19 protein-coding genes are annotated in these 15,818 nt (G+C 52.2%); 6 read left to right on the forward strand and 13 right to left on the reverse strand.

Annotation, left to right across the window (positions count from 1 at the left end):
• Positions 1 to 11 precede the first annotated feature (11 nt).
• The 8 genes from AACZ86_RS09450 to AACZ86_RS09485 form a co-directional block, all read right to left on the reverse strand.
• Positions 12 to 863: a PAS domain-containing protein gene (locus tag AACZ86_RS09450; RefSeq protein ID WP_339691767.1), complete on the reverse strand. Its 852-nt coding sequence runs from the start codon at positions 861 to 863 to the stop codon at positions 12 to 14.
• On the reverse strand, positions 860 to 1,252 hold the full coding sequence (locus AACZ86_RS09455; RefSeq protein ID WP_339691771.1) for a response regulator: 393 nt from the start codon (positions 1,250 to 1,252) through the stop codon (positions 860 to 862). Before AACZ86_RS09455 ends, AACZ86_RS09450 begins: the two co-directional genes overlap by 4 nt.
• Positions 1,253 to 1,337: 85 nt before the next feature.
• The gene (locus tag AACZ86_RS09460; RefSeq protein WP_339691773.1) at positions 1,338 to 1,988 is read right to left on the reverse strand and encodes a response regulator transcription factor; all 651 of its coding nucleotides are present in this window, start codon (positions 1,986 to 1,988) and stop codon (positions 1,338 to 1,340) included.
• A 17-nt stretch (positions 1,989 to 2,005) separates the two neighbouring features.
• A complete protein-coding gene (locus tag AACZ86_RS09465; protein WP_339691774.1) occupies positions 2,006 to 2,563 on the reverse strand; it encodes an Rrf2 family transcriptional regulator in 558 nt (185 codons plus the stop codon).
• Between the two features lie 64 nt (positions 2,564 to 2,627).
• A complete protein-coding gene (locus AACZ86_RS09470) occupies positions 2,628 to 3,197 on the reverse strand; it encodes a porin family protein (RefSeq protein WP_339691775.1) in 570 nt (189 codons plus the stop codon).
• Positions 3,198 to 3,307: 110 nt separating this feature from the next.
• Positions 3,308 to 3,733 (reverse strand): hypothetical protein, encoded by a 426-nt coding sequence (locus AACZ86_RS09475; protein ID WP_339691777.1) that lies wholly within the window; start codon positions 3,731 to 3,733, stop codon positions 3,308 to 3,310.
• Between the two features lie 36 nt (positions 3,734 to 3,769).
• Positions 3,770 to 4,519, reverse strand: a complete 750-nt coding sequence (locus AACZ86_RS09480; RefSeq protein ID WP_339691779.1) for a glucose 1-dehydrogenase — start codon at positions 4,517 to 4,519, stop codon at positions 3,770 to 3,772.
• Between the two features lie 154 nt (positions 4,520 to 4,673).
• Positions 4,674 to 5,588 carry an MBL fold metallo-hydrolase gene (locus AACZ86_RS09485; protein ID WP_339691782.1) on the reverse strand — a complete coding sequence of 305 codons (915 nt, stop codon included), beginning with the start codon at positions 5,586 to 5,588 and terminating at the stop codon, positions 4,674 to 4,676.
• Positions 5,589 to 6,190: 602 nt separating this feature from the next.
• Between AACZ86_RS09485 and AACZ86_RS09490 the strand changes: the two genes are divergently transcribed.
• The 5 genes from AACZ86_RS09490 to AACZ86_RS09510 all read left to right on the forward strand — a co-directional run bounded on the left by AACZ86_RS09490 (position 6,191) and on the right by AACZ86_RS09510 (position 8,246).
• Positions 6,191 to 6,334 carry a hypothetical protein gene (locus tag AACZ86_RS09490; protein WP_339691784.1) on the forward strand — a complete coding sequence of 48 codons (144 nt, stop codon included), beginning with the start codon at positions 6,191 to 6,193 and terminating at the stop codon, positions 6,332 to 6,334.
• A 35-nt stretch (positions 6,335 to 6,369) separates the two neighbouring features.
• Complete coding sequence (locus AACZ86_RS09495) at positions 6,370 to 6,750, forward strand: SOS response-associated peptidase family protein (RefSeq protein WP_339691787.1); 381 nt, start codon at positions 6,370 to 6,372, stop codon at positions 6,748 to 6,750.
• Between the two features lie 625 nt (positions 6,751 to 7,375).
• A complete protein-coding gene (locus AACZ86_RS09500) occupies positions 7,376 to 7,501 on the forward strand; it encodes a hypothetical protein (protein WP_339692049.1) in 126 nt (41 codons plus the stop codon).
• Entirely contained in the window at positions 7,498 to 7,566 is a 69-nt protein-coding gene (locus tag AACZ86_RS09505) for an excalibur calcium-binding domain-containing protein (RefSeq protein WP_339692041.1), read from the forward strand. Before AACZ86_RS09500 ends, AACZ86_RS09505 begins: the two co-directional genes overlap by 4 nt.
• Positions 7,567 to 7,604: 38 nt before the next feature.
• Positions 7,605 to 8,246 (forward strand): hypothetical protein, encoded by a 642-nt coding sequence (locus tag AACZ86_RS09510; protein ID WP_339691789.1) that lies wholly within the window; start codon positions 7,605 to 7,607, stop codon positions 8,244 to 8,246.
• Between the two features lie 1,679 nt (positions 8,247 to 9,925).
• Here AACZ86_RS09510 and AACZ86_RS09515 read toward each other — a convergent pair.
• The gene (locus AACZ86_RS09515; protein WP_339691792.1) at positions 9,926 to 11,131 is read right to left on the reverse strand and encodes a DUF2235 domain-containing protein; all 1,206 of its coding nucleotides are present in this window, start codon (positions 11,129 to 11,131) and stop codon (positions 9,926 to 9,928) included.
• A 322-nt stretch (positions 11,132 to 11,453) separates the two neighbouring features.
• Between AACZ86_RS09515 and AACZ86_RS09520 the strand changes: the two genes are divergently transcribed.
• A complete protein-coding gene (locus tag AACZ86_RS09520; RefSeq protein WP_339691793.1) occupies positions 11,454 to 11,981 on the forward strand; it encodes a helix-turn-helix domain-containing protein in 528 nt (175 codons plus the stop codon).
• Between the two features lie 75 nt (positions 11,982 to 12,056).
• Here the strand turns inward: AACZ86_RS09520 and AACZ86_RS09525 are convergent, their stop codons facing one another.
• From AACZ86_RS09525 to AACZ86_RS09540, 4 genes are all read right to left on the reverse strand, one after another.
• Positions 12,057 to 12,743 carry a glutathione S-transferase N-terminal domain-containing protein gene (locus tag AACZ86_RS09525; RefSeq protein WP_339691794.1) on the reverse strand — a complete coding sequence of 229 codons (687 nt, stop codon included), beginning with the start codon at positions 12,741 to 12,743 and terminating at the stop codon, positions 12,057 to 12,059.
• Positions 12,740 to 13,477, reverse strand: a complete 738-nt coding sequence (locus AACZ86_RS09530) for a glutathione S-transferase family protein (protein ID WP_339691797.1) — start codon at positions 13,475 to 13,477, stop codon at positions 12,740 to 12,742. Before AACZ86_RS09530 ends, AACZ86_RS09525 begins: the two co-directional genes overlap by 4 nt.
• A gap of 238 nt (positions 13,478 to 13,715) precedes the next feature.
• Positions 13,716 to 14,633, reverse strand: a complete 918-nt coding sequence (locus AACZ86_RS09535; protein WP_339691798.1) for a hypothetical protein — start codon at positions 14,631 to 14,633, stop codon at positions 13,716 to 13,718.
• 51 nt (positions 14,634 to 14,684) lie between these two features.
• The gene (locus AACZ86_RS09540; protein WP_339691799.1) at positions 14,685 to 15,698 is read right to left on the reverse strand and encodes a LysR family transcriptional regulator; all 1,014 of its coding nucleotides are present in this window, start codon (positions 15,696 to 15,698) and stop codon (positions 14,685 to 14,687) included.
• Positions 15,699 to 15,818: the final 120 nt, after the last annotated feature.

Consider the following 15,818-nt stretch of genomic DNA (forward strand, 5'->3'; position numbering starts at 1 on the left):
CCTTCAACCCTTCAATGGCACAACGCGCAAGGCGGCCTACAGCTCTCGCTTACATCTGCGGCACCACTCACGGCAATGAACAAGTGTCCTTGTCGCCTCCTCTCTCCGCTCCATACTGTTACTAGCGGATCCCGCAATATGCCGTCCGAGGCAAGTTGGCGACAACAGGTCTTTCCATCAGAAGACGCGAGCGCCTCAACGATAAGCTCGGCGAGTATCGTGCGGCTTCCCACCGGCCAGCAAGCCGCTACCGACTGACCGACCATGAGCGCTTTACCTCGATTGCCCCCCACAAGTCTCGCAGTACGTTCGTTCACCTCGACGATCCGAGCCATCTCGACGAGACTGTTATAGAGGTCGTCCAGTTCCGCTTTTTCTGCAAAGCTGCTACTTGCCGCAATTTTCTCCAATATCGACGTTGCCGACGAAATGTCGATTTCCCAGCTTGCAGCCATTGAATGGTCCGGAAAGGGCCCGACCCCACTTGCCAATACATCCCCTGCGTCTGCCTGCCCGGAAAACTCAACGATATGGCTAGGCTGCCCCGCCGCGCCCCGCCACAAATATCGCCGCGCATCCACGTTGATAACTTTGCCATCACGGGTTTGTCGACAAATTCGTCCCTGCCACGAACCTTCCTGCAGCATCTGCGACCAGAAACGCTTCTCGTCGGCAGGTGATAGTGACAACTCCACGACATTGCGGCCACGAACCGCGAGCGCAGGCCATCCGAACAACCGTTCCGCGACTGGGTTCCAATAGCGTATTATTCCAGCTTCATCGAGAACGACAATGCTTTCGGATGCGATCTCGGCGATCCCGGACTCATATTGCGCGAATGTATCTAGAAGTTCAGAATTCATGGCTTCCCCCTGGATGAGGGGCCGCCACCGATCGCGGCATTGATAGCGCTAAGGAGCCGGTCATCAGTCACCGGCTTGCAAAACCAAGCACGGACCCCAAGCGAGATAGCATGCATACGTGTCGATAAATCGAGAACGGATGATAGGACGATTACGGGCAGATCAACACGTTCTTCGTGCAGGCGTTGAATAAGATCGATCCCGTTCATTCCCGGCATACGGATGTCGGTCACCAAACAGTCGAAATCGCGGTTTAACAGGGCTGAAAGAAAAGAACCCGCATCACCAAACTGGTGACAGCGAAGCCCCGAAACTATCATGAGGTCTGCCAAAGCTTGGCGCACAGCCTCATCATCCTCTACAATCGCGACAGTCGGCAATTCAGGCAAAGTGCAAAATCCTCTTTCACGCGGCTTCTGGAGCCAGGATCGACAATGTCGCGCAACGAGGAAGCCATTATAACCATACGAAAGACTAGGTGCCGACCGGTTCGCGTATATCAAGAGGCAGCCGTTCCCATGCACGGATCAATTCGCCTACCGACCGGGCTTCCATCTTGCGCATCACATTGCTGCGATGCAGCTTCACGGTGATTTCAGTTATGCCAAGATCATAAGCGATCTGCTTGTTGAGGCGGCCCATAGCGACTTCGCGAATAACCTGGCTTTCGCGCGGAGTCAGCGTCTGATAGTGCTCAAGATGCTTCTGGACTGCACGCGCATCTGCCCGGTCCGCGATATTGCGTTCAATACCAGTCGTGACCGCATCCAGCAGCGTTTGATCACGAACGGGCTTTGTCAAAAAATCAATGGCACCTGCCTTCATTGCCTGAACCGACATGGGAATATCACCATGGCCGGTCAGAAACACGATCGGTTTGGAAATGCCAGCGGATGCAAGATGTTGCTGGAGGTCGAGGCCACTGGCTCCCGGCATACGAACATCGAGGACGATGCACCCAACACGATCAAGCAGTGGGGAGTCCAATAGCTCGCGCGTCGTAGCACAGCATACTGCCTCGATTCCGACCGAAAGCATTAATTCGCCAATTGCTGTTCGTACTTCCTCGTCGTCATCAACAACGAAGACTACCGGGCAATCCTCTACAGTCCCAGTGCTATTCATCACCTGACCTCCTTTGCCTATACTGGATTTCCAGTTCGTCGTTCAGCGATCCGCCTGGAGAACCATGTCTTTGTTTCATTTCCGAAACCAATCGGTGCCTTGCGCTCAACCCGCCCACCAATATCGGCAAGCGTTTCACTCGCAAGCGTGTCCCGCATTGCTTTTTCGGCCTTGAGCATGATAGTATGAATCGAACATACGCCGCGCGTTGCCCAATCCGGTGCCGGGTCTTCAAACAGCACACAGCGACTGCGTATCTCCTGGCAATCGAAAAGTGGCTTTCGCCCTTCGATCGCGTCGACCAGTTGCAAGACAGTTATTGTCTCTGGCCGACGGGCGAGGCGATATCCGCCGCGAACGCCCTCAGCAGCTTCGACTATGCCCGCCTTTTGGAGTTTAGAGAAAATCTTTGCCACGTAAGTTGGTGAAATACCCTGAAACTGGGCCAGATCTCGGGCGCTCCGGGGATGATCGCCCGCATCGAGCAAGCTAAGCAAACAATGCATACCATATTCAACGCTGACAGTAAGATGTGCCATAACGTAGACTATATCAGTCCGCGTTTGCCAAGGCAAGAGGTTGCTCCCTTGCCTTGGCATTGGCTGTCGCCCTTTCAAGCCTCAAATTCGGGTAGTTCGGTCAAAAGTGCCAGGCGACCCCCGCGAGAACCTTATGTTGCTCGAACTTGGAACCGCTGCCGCCGAGATCGCTGTAGCGATATTCGACGCGCGCTGAAATATGATCGGTGATCGCGCGTTCGATGCCACCCCCCACGGTCCAGCCATCAAAATTATCCTTGTCATGACGCGACCCGTTAATATCGCGGAAGTCGATCGAGGCCCGGATATTTTCATAACCGCCGCGTCCGTAGACAAGGATATTGGGGGTAACCAAATAGCCTGCACGAATTCCGAGATCGAATCCATATTCCGGATTGATCATCGCCGTGGCATCCTTCTGCGAGCCTGTCACATCGTCATCAATACCGAAATCGACCGCGGCTTCGGCTGATAGAACGATGCTGCTCGTCGGCCGCACATTATAACCAACGAATATGCCCGTCGTCGCTGCGTCCCGCGAATGATCGACTTGCGGGTTGCCAATACTAGTTTCGAGCGTACCGATTTTGTTTTTGATCCAACCTGCTTGGGCACCGACGTAGGGTCCGTCAAAGGTTTCGGCCGCCGCAGGCATTGCAATAGCTGTCACTAGTGTCGCACTGAGCGTTAGGGAGAGTTTCCAATAGTCCATAAATTTACCTTTCTCTTAATATTAGAATATGAAAGCGCCCTGCTTTGACCGGGCGGGTTCATTCGGGGTTAGGCCGGTTTCCGACGCGGGGGGAGGAAGTTGCCGTCGATGCCGCCTGGCCAAGGCGTCACCGTTTCGCCGGCGACCAACCAGGCGTCAGAATCTTTGCGCATCCGAAGTTCATACATCGCGGGCGGGGCATGGGGGCTCATCCGCCGATAGAGAATCGCGGTAGCGTGATTACCTTGCTGCTCCACATGGAGTACGCGATGTTCGGTCGAGAGAGGTTCCTCTCCGTCTTCTCGCCGAGACCGGAATTCGGCAATTGAATCATCGCGGCGCACGCGTGTCACCGCGCCGTCACTGCCCAGTATCAGAAAAATTTGGTCGGCTGTATAAAGCATTTCCATGCCTTCAACGTCATATGCACTGCCGACATGAACGACATTGTGGATCAAATCATGGATCGCAGGATCGATTGGAAGTGGAGTCATCAGGGTTTCCTTTTGGAATAGATGGATACGATACGATCAGAGCAGGGCCATACCGCCATCGACCCGCAGATTGATGCCGGTGACAAAACTGCTTGAATCAGTGGCTAGGAAGAGCGCAGCGTGGGCAAGTTCAGTGGGTTGGCCTAGTCGGCCCAGTGGAATGGCACTTGCCATCGTCTCGGAAAATGCTTCGCGTTCGTCGGGTGGGACGCCCAGCTTTTCGAGTATTGCGGTCTTGGTCGGACCTGGGCTCAACATGTTCACGCGAATGTTACGTTTGCTGAATTCGAGAGCCCAGCTTCGCGCAAAAGCGCCAATTGCCGCCTTGGTTCCAGCATAGACGGCGTGGCCGTCAAGAACCTTGTCACTTGCGAGCGAACCGAGAAGGATTATAGAAGCTCCGTCGCACAACACCGGACTAATCGCCTGCACGCCGAAGAAAGTGCCACGTGCGTTGACTCCGAATTGGGCGTCAAACTCATCCTCTGAGACCTCCGCCGAAGAGGTGATCGTGTTGATGCCTGCATTGGCGATATAAATATCAACAGCGCCAAAACGGTCGCGAACTATATCAGCGACTTTGCGATGATGTTTGGGATCGGCTACGTCTCCACGAATAGCGATAGCGAGCGGCCCAATTTCTTGCACCGCTTCATCCAGCGCTTGCTGGCGTCGCCCGGTGATCACCACCTGAGCGCCTCGCTCGGCAAAAAGTTTCGCGCTGGCGAGGCCTATGCCGCTGTTGCCGCCAGTGATTACAGCAACTTTTCCATTCAGATTAGTCATAGTTCACCTTTTAAAATGGGTTGTTTTCAGAAATTAGGTAATGGTCGTGGTTCAGTAGGTTGAGATTCCATCGGGCCATTCTGCACAGGAGTTTCCGGGCGGTGCGCCCGCTCACGCGATTGTCAGCAGGCGCCCTGGTCGGATTGGTTGGCGATCAGTAGTTCCAGGGCGAGGCTACCCAACGAAAGGCCCCGTTTTCGGATGCGACGTGGCCTAAGGAGGGAAAAGGCAAGTGAGTGGCCACCAGCAGTTCGCCAGTTTCAGCTACCTCATTAAGCAGGTCAATTCTAACCCGTACAGATTCTTCCGGATCATGTTCGAAACCATTGTGCCAGTCCGGGTGATCGAATCCGACCGGGAACAATGCGTCGCCGGCGAACATCAGTCGCTCGCCGTTGGATTCTACCCGAACGACGCAGTGACCGGGTGTATGGCCGCCGGTCATCTTCGCAGTCACCCCAGGTGCCACTTCGAGCATGTCGTCAAACTTATGTATTCTGTCGCCATATTTCTCGGCGAACTGCGCGGCGGTAGAACGGAGTACGTCCGGGATCGGCGATGGCATTGTCGTCAGGGAGAAATCCGGATTCTTCCAGAACTCAACTTCTGTGGAGGTTACATGGATCCGAACATCGGGCTTCAGCCTGTTCCTGACCTCATCGACCAGTAACCCGCCCACGTGATCCATGTGCATATGGGTAATAACCACGTCGGTAATCGATTCCAACGGAATGCCAGCGGCGTCAAGCCGTTTAGGAAACTGCCCTGCGCGCGGAAAACCGGGGAACTGGCCCCCAAGTCCGGCATCGACTAGAATAGTTTGCTTGCCGCTACGGACAACTAGGACGTTGAGCGCCCAATCGAACATGTCAGGACCCAGGAACATTTTGTCAAACCAGGCTTCACGCGCAGCAGATCCCACGTTGGTGGACATGGTTTCTGTAGGTATCGGCAGAACGCCATCACTGACGATGAGGACATCGAGATCGCCGATACTCAATGCGTAGCGCGATGGGACAAGATCTTGGGCACCCACTTCCGAGGGATTGGAAATATTTTCGTGTTTCATTTTTGATTCCTTTCGACTGCCGTCAATGGTGCGGCGAATATCAGGATATGCAGCAGCACCTTCTGGGTCGATTAAGTCGAAGTATTGTCTGGGCCATACGGTCAGATAGGCTCACAAGAACAAGTAGCTAACAGATGCTCTCCTCAAAGCCTGGCAATGCCACTGTCACTGTCACCCCGAATTCAATCGAATGATGTGCCTGTCCTTTGACCTTCGCGGAGAGCGTGCTGAAGCGCGCCAGTTCCAACGAGGTTGCAGAACCGAAGGCGAGAAGAACGTCTAATGGCAAAATTCTTGGCGATGACTGAAGGAAGGTCGAGGTACACCTATCCGTTGGCATGGATTAGCCGAGCCGTCGGTAGGATCGCGCGCATCTTATTAAAATAGTAAAGCCCATTGCCAGCCCGCAGGCATCTGCCCCTCCCGACTAAGAACCTCGGGCTATCCGCACCTTTATGGTGCGTCGAGCGGGCCGATCAATCCCCCCCGTCCTGACCGGCCCGCTCGCTTGGTTATATTGCTTCTGATCGAACCTAGGATGGAATTGTCTAAAGAGTGCAATGCGCTCGGCAATATCAATATGACGGTTTACCCTCTACCCGATGACGTCAATTGCTGACGAGATATGGAAGCTGTTCGGCGAGTTTGAAGGCAGCCGGTCTAATATTCCATCCTACGACGCGATTTATCCGGATCAAGAAGCCCCGGTGTTGACGGCAACCGGCGACCGGCTCTCTCTCTGGTAAACATGACATGGGGTGTGCCCGGCTGGAAAGAAGGAATGCGTCCGATCACCAATGTCCGCAATCTCACCAGTAATTTCTGGAAGAACATGCTGATCGATCCGGATCAACGCTGCCTTGTTCCTGTCACTGCGTTTTGCGAATGGACTGGTGAGAAGGACAGTAAGAAGAAGGTCTGGTTTGGTTTAAAAGATGAGCCACTGTTTTCGTTCCCAGGGATATGGCGGGAAACTCATACTGGTCCGCGCATGGCGTTCTTGACCTGCGAACCGAATAGCTTGGTGGAACCTATTCATCCCAAAGCTATGCCCGTAATTCTTAAGCCTGACGATTATGGCGGCTGGTTATCGGCAGGCTATGATGACGCGGTGAGTCTCGCAAAGCCCTTTGATGCAGACGCTATGGAAATCGTCGAGTGAGGGTCTCGCATAAATACGTGCGTATTTGGCAATGTACGGGGTTTATCCGCAACGTTTTGACCAGCCGCCGACTACAAGGTAGGGCCGGATAATGATGATAAGCGTGTACCTCGCTTTAGCGAGTTCTGTAGTTCCGGCCGGTCAGGCCTTCGACTGCACTCCAGTTGCTGTGTGGGACGGAGACGGTCCTATATGGTGCGCTGAAGGACCGAGAATCAGATTGTCTGGTATCGCTGCACGCGAGATTGATAATAGCTGTAGGACCGGACACCCTTGTCCCACCGCAACCGGCATTGAAGCAAGAGATGGTCTAGTTAAGTTGCTTGGCCGGCCGACCGGAGCTGGGCCCCACGGTCACATTCAGATAAAGGGACCGGTATCGTCTTGCCAATCGTTAGGCGGGGCAGGGGGCAGCCGAACAGCTGCTTGGTGCAGTTCGCCTAAGGTTGGCGACATCTCGTGTGCGATGATCACAGGAGGCTTTGCACTGAAATGGCAAAAATACTGGAAAAGCCAACGATGCTAAATTTGAGAATCTTGGTTCTAGGTCTGCTGTTGCCGCTCGGCGGTGTTTCGTTGCCGGCTGGAGCTCATGGTGGAGGCTTAGCTGCGGATGGTTGTCACAATGACCGTAAAAACGGCGGGCGGCACTGTCATGGCGCTACGTCTGGACCTGTCCGTGCCAAGTCCAGCGGCAGTGATTATTATCCAAATTGTGCGGCTGCCCGTGCTGCCGGTGCTGCTCCGGTGAGGAGAGGTCAACGCGGCTATGGTTCGCATCTTGACCGTGACAACGATGGAGTTGGCTGTGAGTAAATTTTCGATAAGAAAATTTGTGGTGCAATGGTGATCCTATGAAAAAGGTTACCGTTAAGAGGGGCGAGGGATTAACCGCAAGATCTGAAGACAAGACAGTGTTCGAGGGTGATAACCCAGACGATATGGAGCCCATGCGCGAATGGTTCGAGAGTTTAGGCGATCGACTGAACTCGCCATGGCATGGAAATTCTCAACTTATCAATTTATGCCGCGTTCGGCTTGACGAACTCAGAGCTGAAGCAGAAGCGCGCTGGGCAGCAGAGCATTCTGGTCAAATATACTATGAAAACGGAAAACAGCAGTGGCTGCAATACCGCGTAAGTGAAGGATGGTATTTAAAGGAGATATGTACCTACGCAACAATAGTGGAACGCTGCGCAGAATCTGGAAGGTCATGGGAAGCTGCAAACCGCGCACTTTTGATGGGCGAATTGATAAACGAATTCAGAATTTCTGAATATTGGAATGAGTTCGCAATCTACGGCAAGAAACATTTGTCAGGGTTACGTGAAGCAGCGCAAGACAAACAGGGCTGGTCGCTTGAAAAGCGAGCTAGCCGGGTGGCTGAGAGACTTAGAACGAATCCCAACAAAGAGCAGGCATATCGAATGGTTGCGAAGGAAGAAGGGGTTTCACCCAGCACGATAAAAAAATCTTACTTAGCCTTCACAAAATAAAGTTGGACCGTCCAATAGACTCTCCAGTTTGAGCCTGTTTACTGGAGATCTCCTCAAACCAATGAGGAGCTTTGAGTATGCCAGTCAATAAAGGGCCTTCCAGTCCGTTTCTAAATCAACATCAACTGTCCAATCGGTGGCATGTCAGTCCACGAACCTTGGAGCGGTGGCGCTATGAGCGCAAACTCCCAGGATATCTAAAGGTCGGTAACCGAGTACTTTATCGGCTAGAAGAAATTGAGCGCTGCGAAAAGTTACGCGAACAGGCGGGAGACGCCTTGTGATTGTCCTGGCACAGATATTCTTAGCTAAGTCGTCCACCATCATTTCCAAAGTTTGAACATCCAATTTGCTTTGCGGCTGACGGGCCGCGATTGGCGCATTTGTTTGGCTAAAAACTTTTGGGGATGCGCCCTAGTTTTCCGCTACCAGAAGGGGTGAGATCAAAGCGGAAGCCCGAGTTCGAAAGATAGAGCGGGGATCTCCGGAACGGCACAGTTTCGTAAGCAGCTATCAAGCACGCAAGCCGTGTCGGCATTGCGCGCGTCCACGTGCGACGGCTGGCTCCGGTGAGCATCTCGATCGTGTTTGGAACGAACCAACCTAGTCATCGTGACAGGGGTTGGTCGTTCTATGCCCTGAGCTCCGACTTCACCAGTGATCATCTACAAAATAGTAAGACGCTCTATCAGTTGAGAAGGGCGCCGACGTGTAGTCTCCGATATCGCGAAGCGTCGGGGCCCTTCTGAAACGCACGCTTCCCATGTTTTGTCGGTAGGTTCAGCGCGCATGCGAATAGCATGCGCGCCCTCAAAACATATTGCTGCGGCTGGAACAGAACGCCTCTGATGGTTTTAGCTGTGAGGGATAAGTGTAACTTGGAAGGGGGGGGATTTTAAACCTTGGGCCCGTTCCGAAAAAGACCGGCGAGGGACTAAAAAAAGCAAATCCGCGAAACTTCACTAGGGGGGTGAGTAGAGAGTTACGCAGAGCCTATCAGAGGCCGGTCGCGTAGTTATGGCGACCAGAATTGCAAATTATTGGCGTTCAAAACATAGCAAAACAGCTAACATTTCTTGCTGTTTCGCTCTATTTAAGGTTGCGAACTACTTTGTGGCCGTCGGCCACATTCCCCGCCCAAAGAGCTGTTGAGCGGCGATCCGTCTTTCCGGTGCCGAGAACCCGAACAGCTGGCGCTGTATAGCCCAGTCAGTCGGAATATTCGACTCGAGCACAATTTTGCGCGTTAACGTTGTGGGCTGGGTGCCGTCGAGGATGGCCGTCACGATGTCAGGTGCAAGATAGTTCAATCGGATCAGGCGAGCAAATAATGTGGGTCGGCAATTTTGTTTGTGGGCGAGTTCTTCAATCGACCATTCTCTATGCTCTAGTTTGGTCCACCGACATACGACATCTCCAAAAAAGATGATTTCCTTCTAAATATTGGGGCAGGGCAATGTCGCCTGCTGTATCTCATCGGTCGACTCCAATTCGCCGGTACTTATACCTTTTTACAAACCCAGTATCAAAGCAAACAACGCCCGCATAAACCAATATGCCATTGGCAAAACCAGCAGGAAAACGAAAAGTCCGAGGGTCAACTCTTCAAGATCGGGAGGGCGCATACGGCCTAGTTGCCGAGTAGGTTTTGTTTAGGAAAGCGCTAGTATGCTAAGCCGTCACGGCGCGTTTACGGGGCGATAATCAGGTAATGCGTTCTTCCGCTCATCAACCGAGGGGTGGATTTCTGCTTCTCCGATCCGCCGAGGTTCCGCCCAAGGGAAGTAGTGCCAAAATAGCGACCAGCGCTTCCACTCCCGATATTTCTTATTCTTTGGAATGATTTCCAGCGCCCACCAGCCGGTCGTCAGCGATCTGTGAAGCATCCCGGTCGGTGAGGGCGGTTCATATTGATGCTTGCTGCCTTTGCGCGGTTTTCCGTAAGCTAGATGATTGAGCATCTGGGTGCTAATCTTGAGTCCTGCTTTCTTGGCCTCTTCGGCCATCCAGACAAGCGGATATTTGGACAGGGCGCTTTCTTTCTCCGGATAACCGCCGCCTACATCGGAATGGACGCCTGCAAACCAGACCTGCTTGATATCCTGATTTTTAGTCATGCTCTTGTTGAATGGATTTGGTTCGAATTTCTGCGGATCATTCCACTTTGCGACGCGGAACATGCGGCGACGTTCATCAATCGCCAGTGCATGCCGGAACCGTGCCACCGAGGGGTTCTGAAGTGTATATGGCAATGTTTCGAGGCTTGGTATCCAGAACCGGTCAGGTCGCGGCACGAGAACCGAGGCAACAGTGTCCCAGACACCGATAAACTCAATCGGAACCCGGCGTGCTCCAATCACGCGGGCAAAGTGCCATGCCAGATCAAGCTGGTTGTCATTCGCCGCTTTCTTGTAAGTTCCAAGCGCGCTGTCACTCATATTGATTTGTTCAGGCTCCAGAAGCCCGATCAAATGAATAAACCCAGCGAGAACTCTTGCCGTCCAGGCGCCCCGGCTGAACCCGAACAAATAGATTCGGTCGCCATTTTGATAATTTTCAACGAGGAAACGGTATGCGCCGAGTACATTTTCATCGAGCCCAAAGCCAAAGGCCAGACCTAGAACACCGACGAGTTTCTGGCGGAACCGCTGCCACGGACTGATCCGGCTAATTGTACCAACACCCGGGCTGTAATAGACCAGCTGCTGTTCGTTTTTCTGCGCGATGCGGTAGAGCTTCAAGACATTGGAAAGATTGCGCCCCAGTTCATTGCCTGTTCCATCCAGCATAATCACAAGATTACGCGGCGCGGGCGACTTACGGGCGGGCTTAGATTTTGTGGACTTCGTTTCCGGTTTTGTTCCTGCTCTGGGGCGTGAGGGCATTTTTAGTTACCACTTCATCTTTATAAATCTCGTCGTAGGTAACGTTGATATCGTAATTGTATGTTTAGGTCACTGATGAGCACAAACATTTTTAATGGTCGAGGTAAATTTTGAAGAAAACACTGCAGGAAATGCCTCACTTTCGGATAATATCAGGAACTAGATATTATGTCTGTTTTGCGCCGGTGATTTCAACTGATCGACGCAACACTTTCATCTTTTGAGAGAAGATGGAGTGTTGGATATGAAGCAGAGGAAGCGAATTTATTTCAGTGCTGTGCAAAAGCGAGAGATATGGCATCGCTGGCAGCGGGGGGAGTCGATGAGCAGTATCGAACGTAGTTTTGAAAGAGACTCGTTCTCGATACATCCGTTGAAATCTCGGACGGGTGGCATTCGTCCGTTGGAACGTAAGCGATCCCGCCTGGCACTGACATTGGCGGAGCGAGAAGAGATATCTCGCGGCCTTCAGATCGGAGTGTCATTGCGCTCGATCGTACGGCAGTTGCCGCGCTCGATATCAACGATCAGCCGTGAAGTTAGACGCGGTGGCGGGGCAGTTCGATATCGAGCGGCGGCATCTGACAAGGCGGCTTGGAACCGGGCGCACCCCCTCAAGTTGTGTAAGCTGGCTGGCAATCCGGTGTTACGGCGGACTGTTGCCCTCAAGCTTAAGCGGTTTTGGTCGCCGCAGCAGATTGCAGGATGGCTCAAAACACAATATCCCGGCCAAGTGTCCAATCAGATATCCCATGAGACAATCTACCGAAGCCTGTTCGTACAAACACGCGGCGTGCTCAAGAAAGAGCTGCTGGCTTATGACTCATTCGGCTTCGCTGTGCGTCGGTGAGCAATCTTCGATTGCCAATCAGAATGACACTGCATGATGAACTCAGGATATCATTATTCGGACATGTGTTGAACTCTAACTGCGATTGAAAAAAGCGCCCCGTGCAGCGTCGGTTGGGTTTCCGATCTTCATGTCGTTTGCCATCACTTGCAAGCCGCGCTGTACACCGGGTCGACTGTCAATCTCAGCGAGCCAACGCTGAACATTTTTGAATTCAAACACATCAATTCCGTGTAATTTTTGTTGCTTTTCCATCATCCAGGGGAATGTCGCCATATCGGCCAGCGAATAATTTTCACCCGCCAGATATGCTTGCTCGCCCAGCCGCCGGTCGATCAAGCCATAGAGCCGCTTTGTTTCTCCGCAATAGCGATTGATGCCGTGCTCTACGCGTTCCGCAGCATAGCCGTTAAAATAGCCGCACTGACCGAACATTGGCCCGACATTGGCGCATTGAAAGAATAGCCATTGGGTCACCAGCGACTGTTCGACCGGATCGGACGGCCAGAATTTATCGTATTTTTGCGCCAAATAGAGAAGGATCGCTCCCGATTCAAAAATGGCATGCGGACTTCCATCGGGACCATCATGATCAACAATGGCCGGCACCCGGTTATTGGGGCTAATTGCTATAAATTCGGGACTATGCTGCTCTCCAGTAAGGATATTGATCGGCTTGACCGTATAGTCCAATTCCATCTCTTCCAGAGCGAGCGAGACTTTATGCCCATTGGGCGTCGGCCAATAATAAAAATCGATCATCGTGCATGTTCCTTCTGTAGCGCGAGCACTTCTTGAATCGCCTGCTGGCAACGTTCAGGACTGGTATCGCCTTCATAGTCCTTGTTATAATGGGATTTTACCGAAGGCCTTTCGATCGCTTCATCATACCAATCGGACAATGCCGGCCGGTTCTCGCGCCAATTGAAATCGGGATGGATGGGGTCTTTCGCATCGTAAAATTCTACCCGAAATCCGAGATAGCTGATCGCGTGCAGCATGGATGCATGGCCAACATCAAACGTCGACCAGCCAGCTTTTGCGTCCTGCTCCAGCTTATCAAGCGCTGCTATATATTTTGGCCATAAGCGCTGAAATACACTCATGTTCCATTGCTCTTCGGGCTGCCATTGCTCGGCAACCATCTGCACGGTTGTTTCAAATATCGTATCACCTGTGGCCAGCCGGGTGATGGCATCCCAGCGTTCAGGGCCCGCTTTGGGGTACATGCGTCTGGCAACCGAAATCGAGTCCAGATATTCGCAAACGGCCTGACTGCCATAAATGACCTGCCCTGTTTCGGTTGCCAGCGTCGGCACCTTGCTGAGCGGGTTGATAGCGGTCAGATCATAGGCATCGTCTTGGTCTTCGCCATCGAGATTTTTGAACGGAAAAGTCGCGATGAATTCGATATTGTCCCAGTGGCCACATTCATGAGCGGTCACGAGGACCTTATGGACGAATGTATGAAACGGGGAATAGAATAGCCTGATCATCAGTTTGTTCCTTTCAACAAGGTGTTGCAAAATTTTCAATTGCACTGAAGCATGAGACCGCGACAATGCGATATCTACAGCAATACTTCGACTGCAATCCTACCCCTCGGGCTTCAAGCGACTTTTTGTGAGCAGTCCGTGATCCAGTCAGACAAAAAATAGTACTTGAAACGATCTTACCCGCAACACACCGGTACTCCCCAAAGGGGTCGATCGATTTGGGTGTCAAAGCTGTCAATCATGTCGTGACGGACCGCGGCCCGACAACTTCTATCCATTCACCGGTACTACTGGTAAAGGCTAAGCTCGGTTGGCCCGTATATAGTCGAGAATTGCTATTAGCTGGCACGCCGCGTGCCAGCGCCTCGAACGGCTGAACAGACTCTACTTCAAAGGTCATCATCGAGATTCCACCGGGAAGACAACCCTGCACACACGGTCTTGCATCGACCGCTTTCGGCATACCGTCAATTTCAATATAATTCTCATCTTGCAGTTCGACCGTCCCGACGTAAAACTCGTGAGCCTGATCGATAGAATGATAATCCGCGATGAATGGCACAGCCGCTTCGAACGTGTCTTTCTTCGGAGAGCCGAAGCGGGAATTATACTGGATCATGGTTTCATCGACATCATTTACCGCCAGTATAACAATGAAAATTTTATCCACATCGCAGCGTGCAGGTGGAAGGACGTAATTGTCCAACTGTCGGTTTACCTGAGTGAGATACAAGACTTCGCCATGGGGCCCGCTAACCTGCCCTGCCCGCAGCGCACCTTCTGAAAACTCTAGATCCTCTGCTGGACCGAGCACGTCGAACCCGCATTCAGAGAGATTCCTTATGGCAGAATCGCTGTTTTTTACGGTAAATTCGAGTGCTGTCCAACCGCCGGTTAAATAGGGTGTCAGCGGTTTTATAGAGGCGTCTTCAACAAACCTGATGAGACAATCCGCATCAGAGGTAGGTCCAATAATGACAAACTTCGCTCCCGCCATTTTGCCGGCACCCCAACTATTGGCAAGAGGTGTGGAGATTGTACCATCTTCTATGAACTTGTAGCCGAGCGCTCGCTGATAAAGCGCAGCCGCGCTTTCTGCATTTTCGCAAACGATAGTAGCGCATCGAATTTTTCCAAGCTTAGCCAGTTTAGTCATGTAGGGTGCCTTATCTTCTCTAGTGTTCCACTGTGATCGAGCGTTGATTGCTCATGTCGCTCCAGTGTGTTGATGCCAGGTTTTCGTATTTAGAATTTTATCGCGCGCCACTTTTGCGAGGTTAGAAAGTGGCCGGTCATTGGGGTAAATCAAACATGCAGAACGCGTGAGCGTGGGCTCGATAGCGAAGACGCGCGCCATACCTCCGCCTGGCTCAAGATGGGCCATGTCGGGCGGTGACAGGAACAGATAGTCACGCGATTGAATCAGCGCCTGGCCCAAAGTTGGAGCATCCGAGAACAAAAAGGATTTCGGTGGATCCAGATTGGCATTGAGAAATGCCTTTACGATTGCGTCATGAGCATCCCGCCTCGCATAGGGTACTACCCAAGGATATTGCTGCATATCTTCTAGGCCAACGTCTTTTTTGCCCACCAGAGGATGTCTGCTCCGCGCCACAACGATGTCCGTCGATTCAAAGAGAACATGCTGATGCAAACTGTCCGCGTGATCGATATTTGTTATCGGCGCGCCAGCGATTAGATCTATTTCTCCCAACTTCATTCTAGTTATGAGTCGGTCGGTATAGTTTTCAATGATTGCAATGTTCACATCCGGGCGCTCAGCACACATGTCGGAAATAAGCTGCGCTATAGTTGAGCCGGTCATGGTCTCGCCAACTCCCAAACGGAGCCAGCCGGTTTCGGCCTCCCTGAGAGATTGGATGGCCTTATAGGCGGATCGTTCGTTGACAACCAAATTACGCGCATGAGCCTCTAGTGCCAACGCATATTCGGTCGGGGTGGTTACTCCACCGGATTCTCGCTGAAACAGCTTCACTCCCAGCTCTGCTTCCAACTTGGCTATCGAAAAAGCAATGGCCTGCGGCGTAACCCCAAATGATTTGGACGCTCCAGCAAAGCTTTTTGCCTCTATTACCGCTAAAAAACGCGACACGTTCACAATGTCCATAATTCCGTCCTCACCCGCTAAATAACCAAATTTTCGTAAACGCCGTAGCCGAATGACGAGGAGGCCAGCTTTATCGAAGCCAATAAAAGCCATACCGCACATCATCTCCGATCTTATTATTGCTGAATCACACCTTTTCGAAAAACCATTTCATCAAGTCGATTCCCTCATAAACAACTCAGTAGCGTTAAAGCAAATATTTTTTGTTGCTTT

It is taken from the genome of uncultured Parasphingorhabdus sp. (assembly GCF_963975735.1).
Lineage (GTDB): Bacteria > Pseudomonadota > Alphaproteobacteria > Sphingomonadales > Sphingomonadaceae > Parasphingorhabdus.

Coding starts and splice junctions, on each gene's coding strand:
- AACZ86_RS09450 (WP_339691767.1), bottom strand. CDS start 863: ATGAATTCTGAACTTCTAGATACATTCGCGCAATATGAGTCCGGGATC.
- AACZ86_RS09460 (WP_339691773.1), bottom strand. CDS start 1,988: ATGAATAGCACTGGGACTGTAGAGGATTGCCCGGTAGTCTTCGTTGTT.
- AACZ86_RS09475 (WP_339691777.1), bottom strand. CDS start 3,733: ATGACTCCACTTCCAATCGATCCTGCGATCCATGATTTGATCCACAAT.
- AACZ86_RS09480 (WP_339691779.1), bottom strand. CDS start 4,519: ATGACTAATCTGAATGGAAAAGTTGCTGTAATCACTGGCGGCAACAGC.
- AACZ86_RS09485 (WP_339691782.1), bottom strand. CDS start 5,588: ATGAAACACGAAAATATTTCCAATCCCTCGGAAGTGGGTGCCCAAGAT.
- AACZ86_RS09490 (WP_339691784.1), top strand. CDS start 6,191: ATGACGTCAATTGCTGACGAGATATGGAAGCTGTTCGGCGAGTTTGAA.
- AACZ86_RS09495 (WP_339691787.1), top strand. CDS start 6,370: ATGCGTCCGATCACCAATGTCCGCAATCTCACCAGTAATTTCTGGAAG.
- AACZ86_RS09500 (WP_339692049.1), top strand. CDS start 7,376: ATGACCGTAAAAACGGCGGGCGGCACTGTCATGGCGCTACGTCTGGAC.
- AACZ86_RS09510 (WP_339691789.1), top strand. CDS start 7,605: ATGAAAAAGGTTACCGTTAAGAGGGGCGAGGGATTAACCGCAAGATCT.
- AACZ86_RS09515 (WP_339691792.1), bottom strand. CDS start 11,131: ATGCCCTCACGCCCCAGAGCAGGAACAAAACCGGAAACGAAGTCCACA.
- AACZ86_RS09520 (WP_339691793.1), top strand. CDS start 11,454: ATGAGCAGTATCGAACGTAGTTTTGAAAGAGACTCGTTCTCGATACAT.
- AACZ86_RS09525 (WP_339691794.1), bottom strand. CDS start 12,743: ATGATCGATTTTTATTATTGGCCGACGCCCAATGGGCATAAAGTCTCG.
- AACZ86_RS09530 (WP_339691797.1), bottom strand. CDS start 13,477: ATGATCAGGCTATTCTATTCCCCGTTTCATACATTCGTCCATAAGGTC.
- AACZ86_RS09535 (WP_339691798.1), bottom strand. CDS start 14,633: ATGACTAAACTGGCTAAGCTTGGAAAAATTCGATGCGCTACTATCGTT.
- AACZ86_RS09540 (WP_339691799.1), bottom strand. CDS start 15,698: ATGGCTTTTATTGGCTTCGATAAAGCTGGCCTCCTCGTCATTCGGCTA.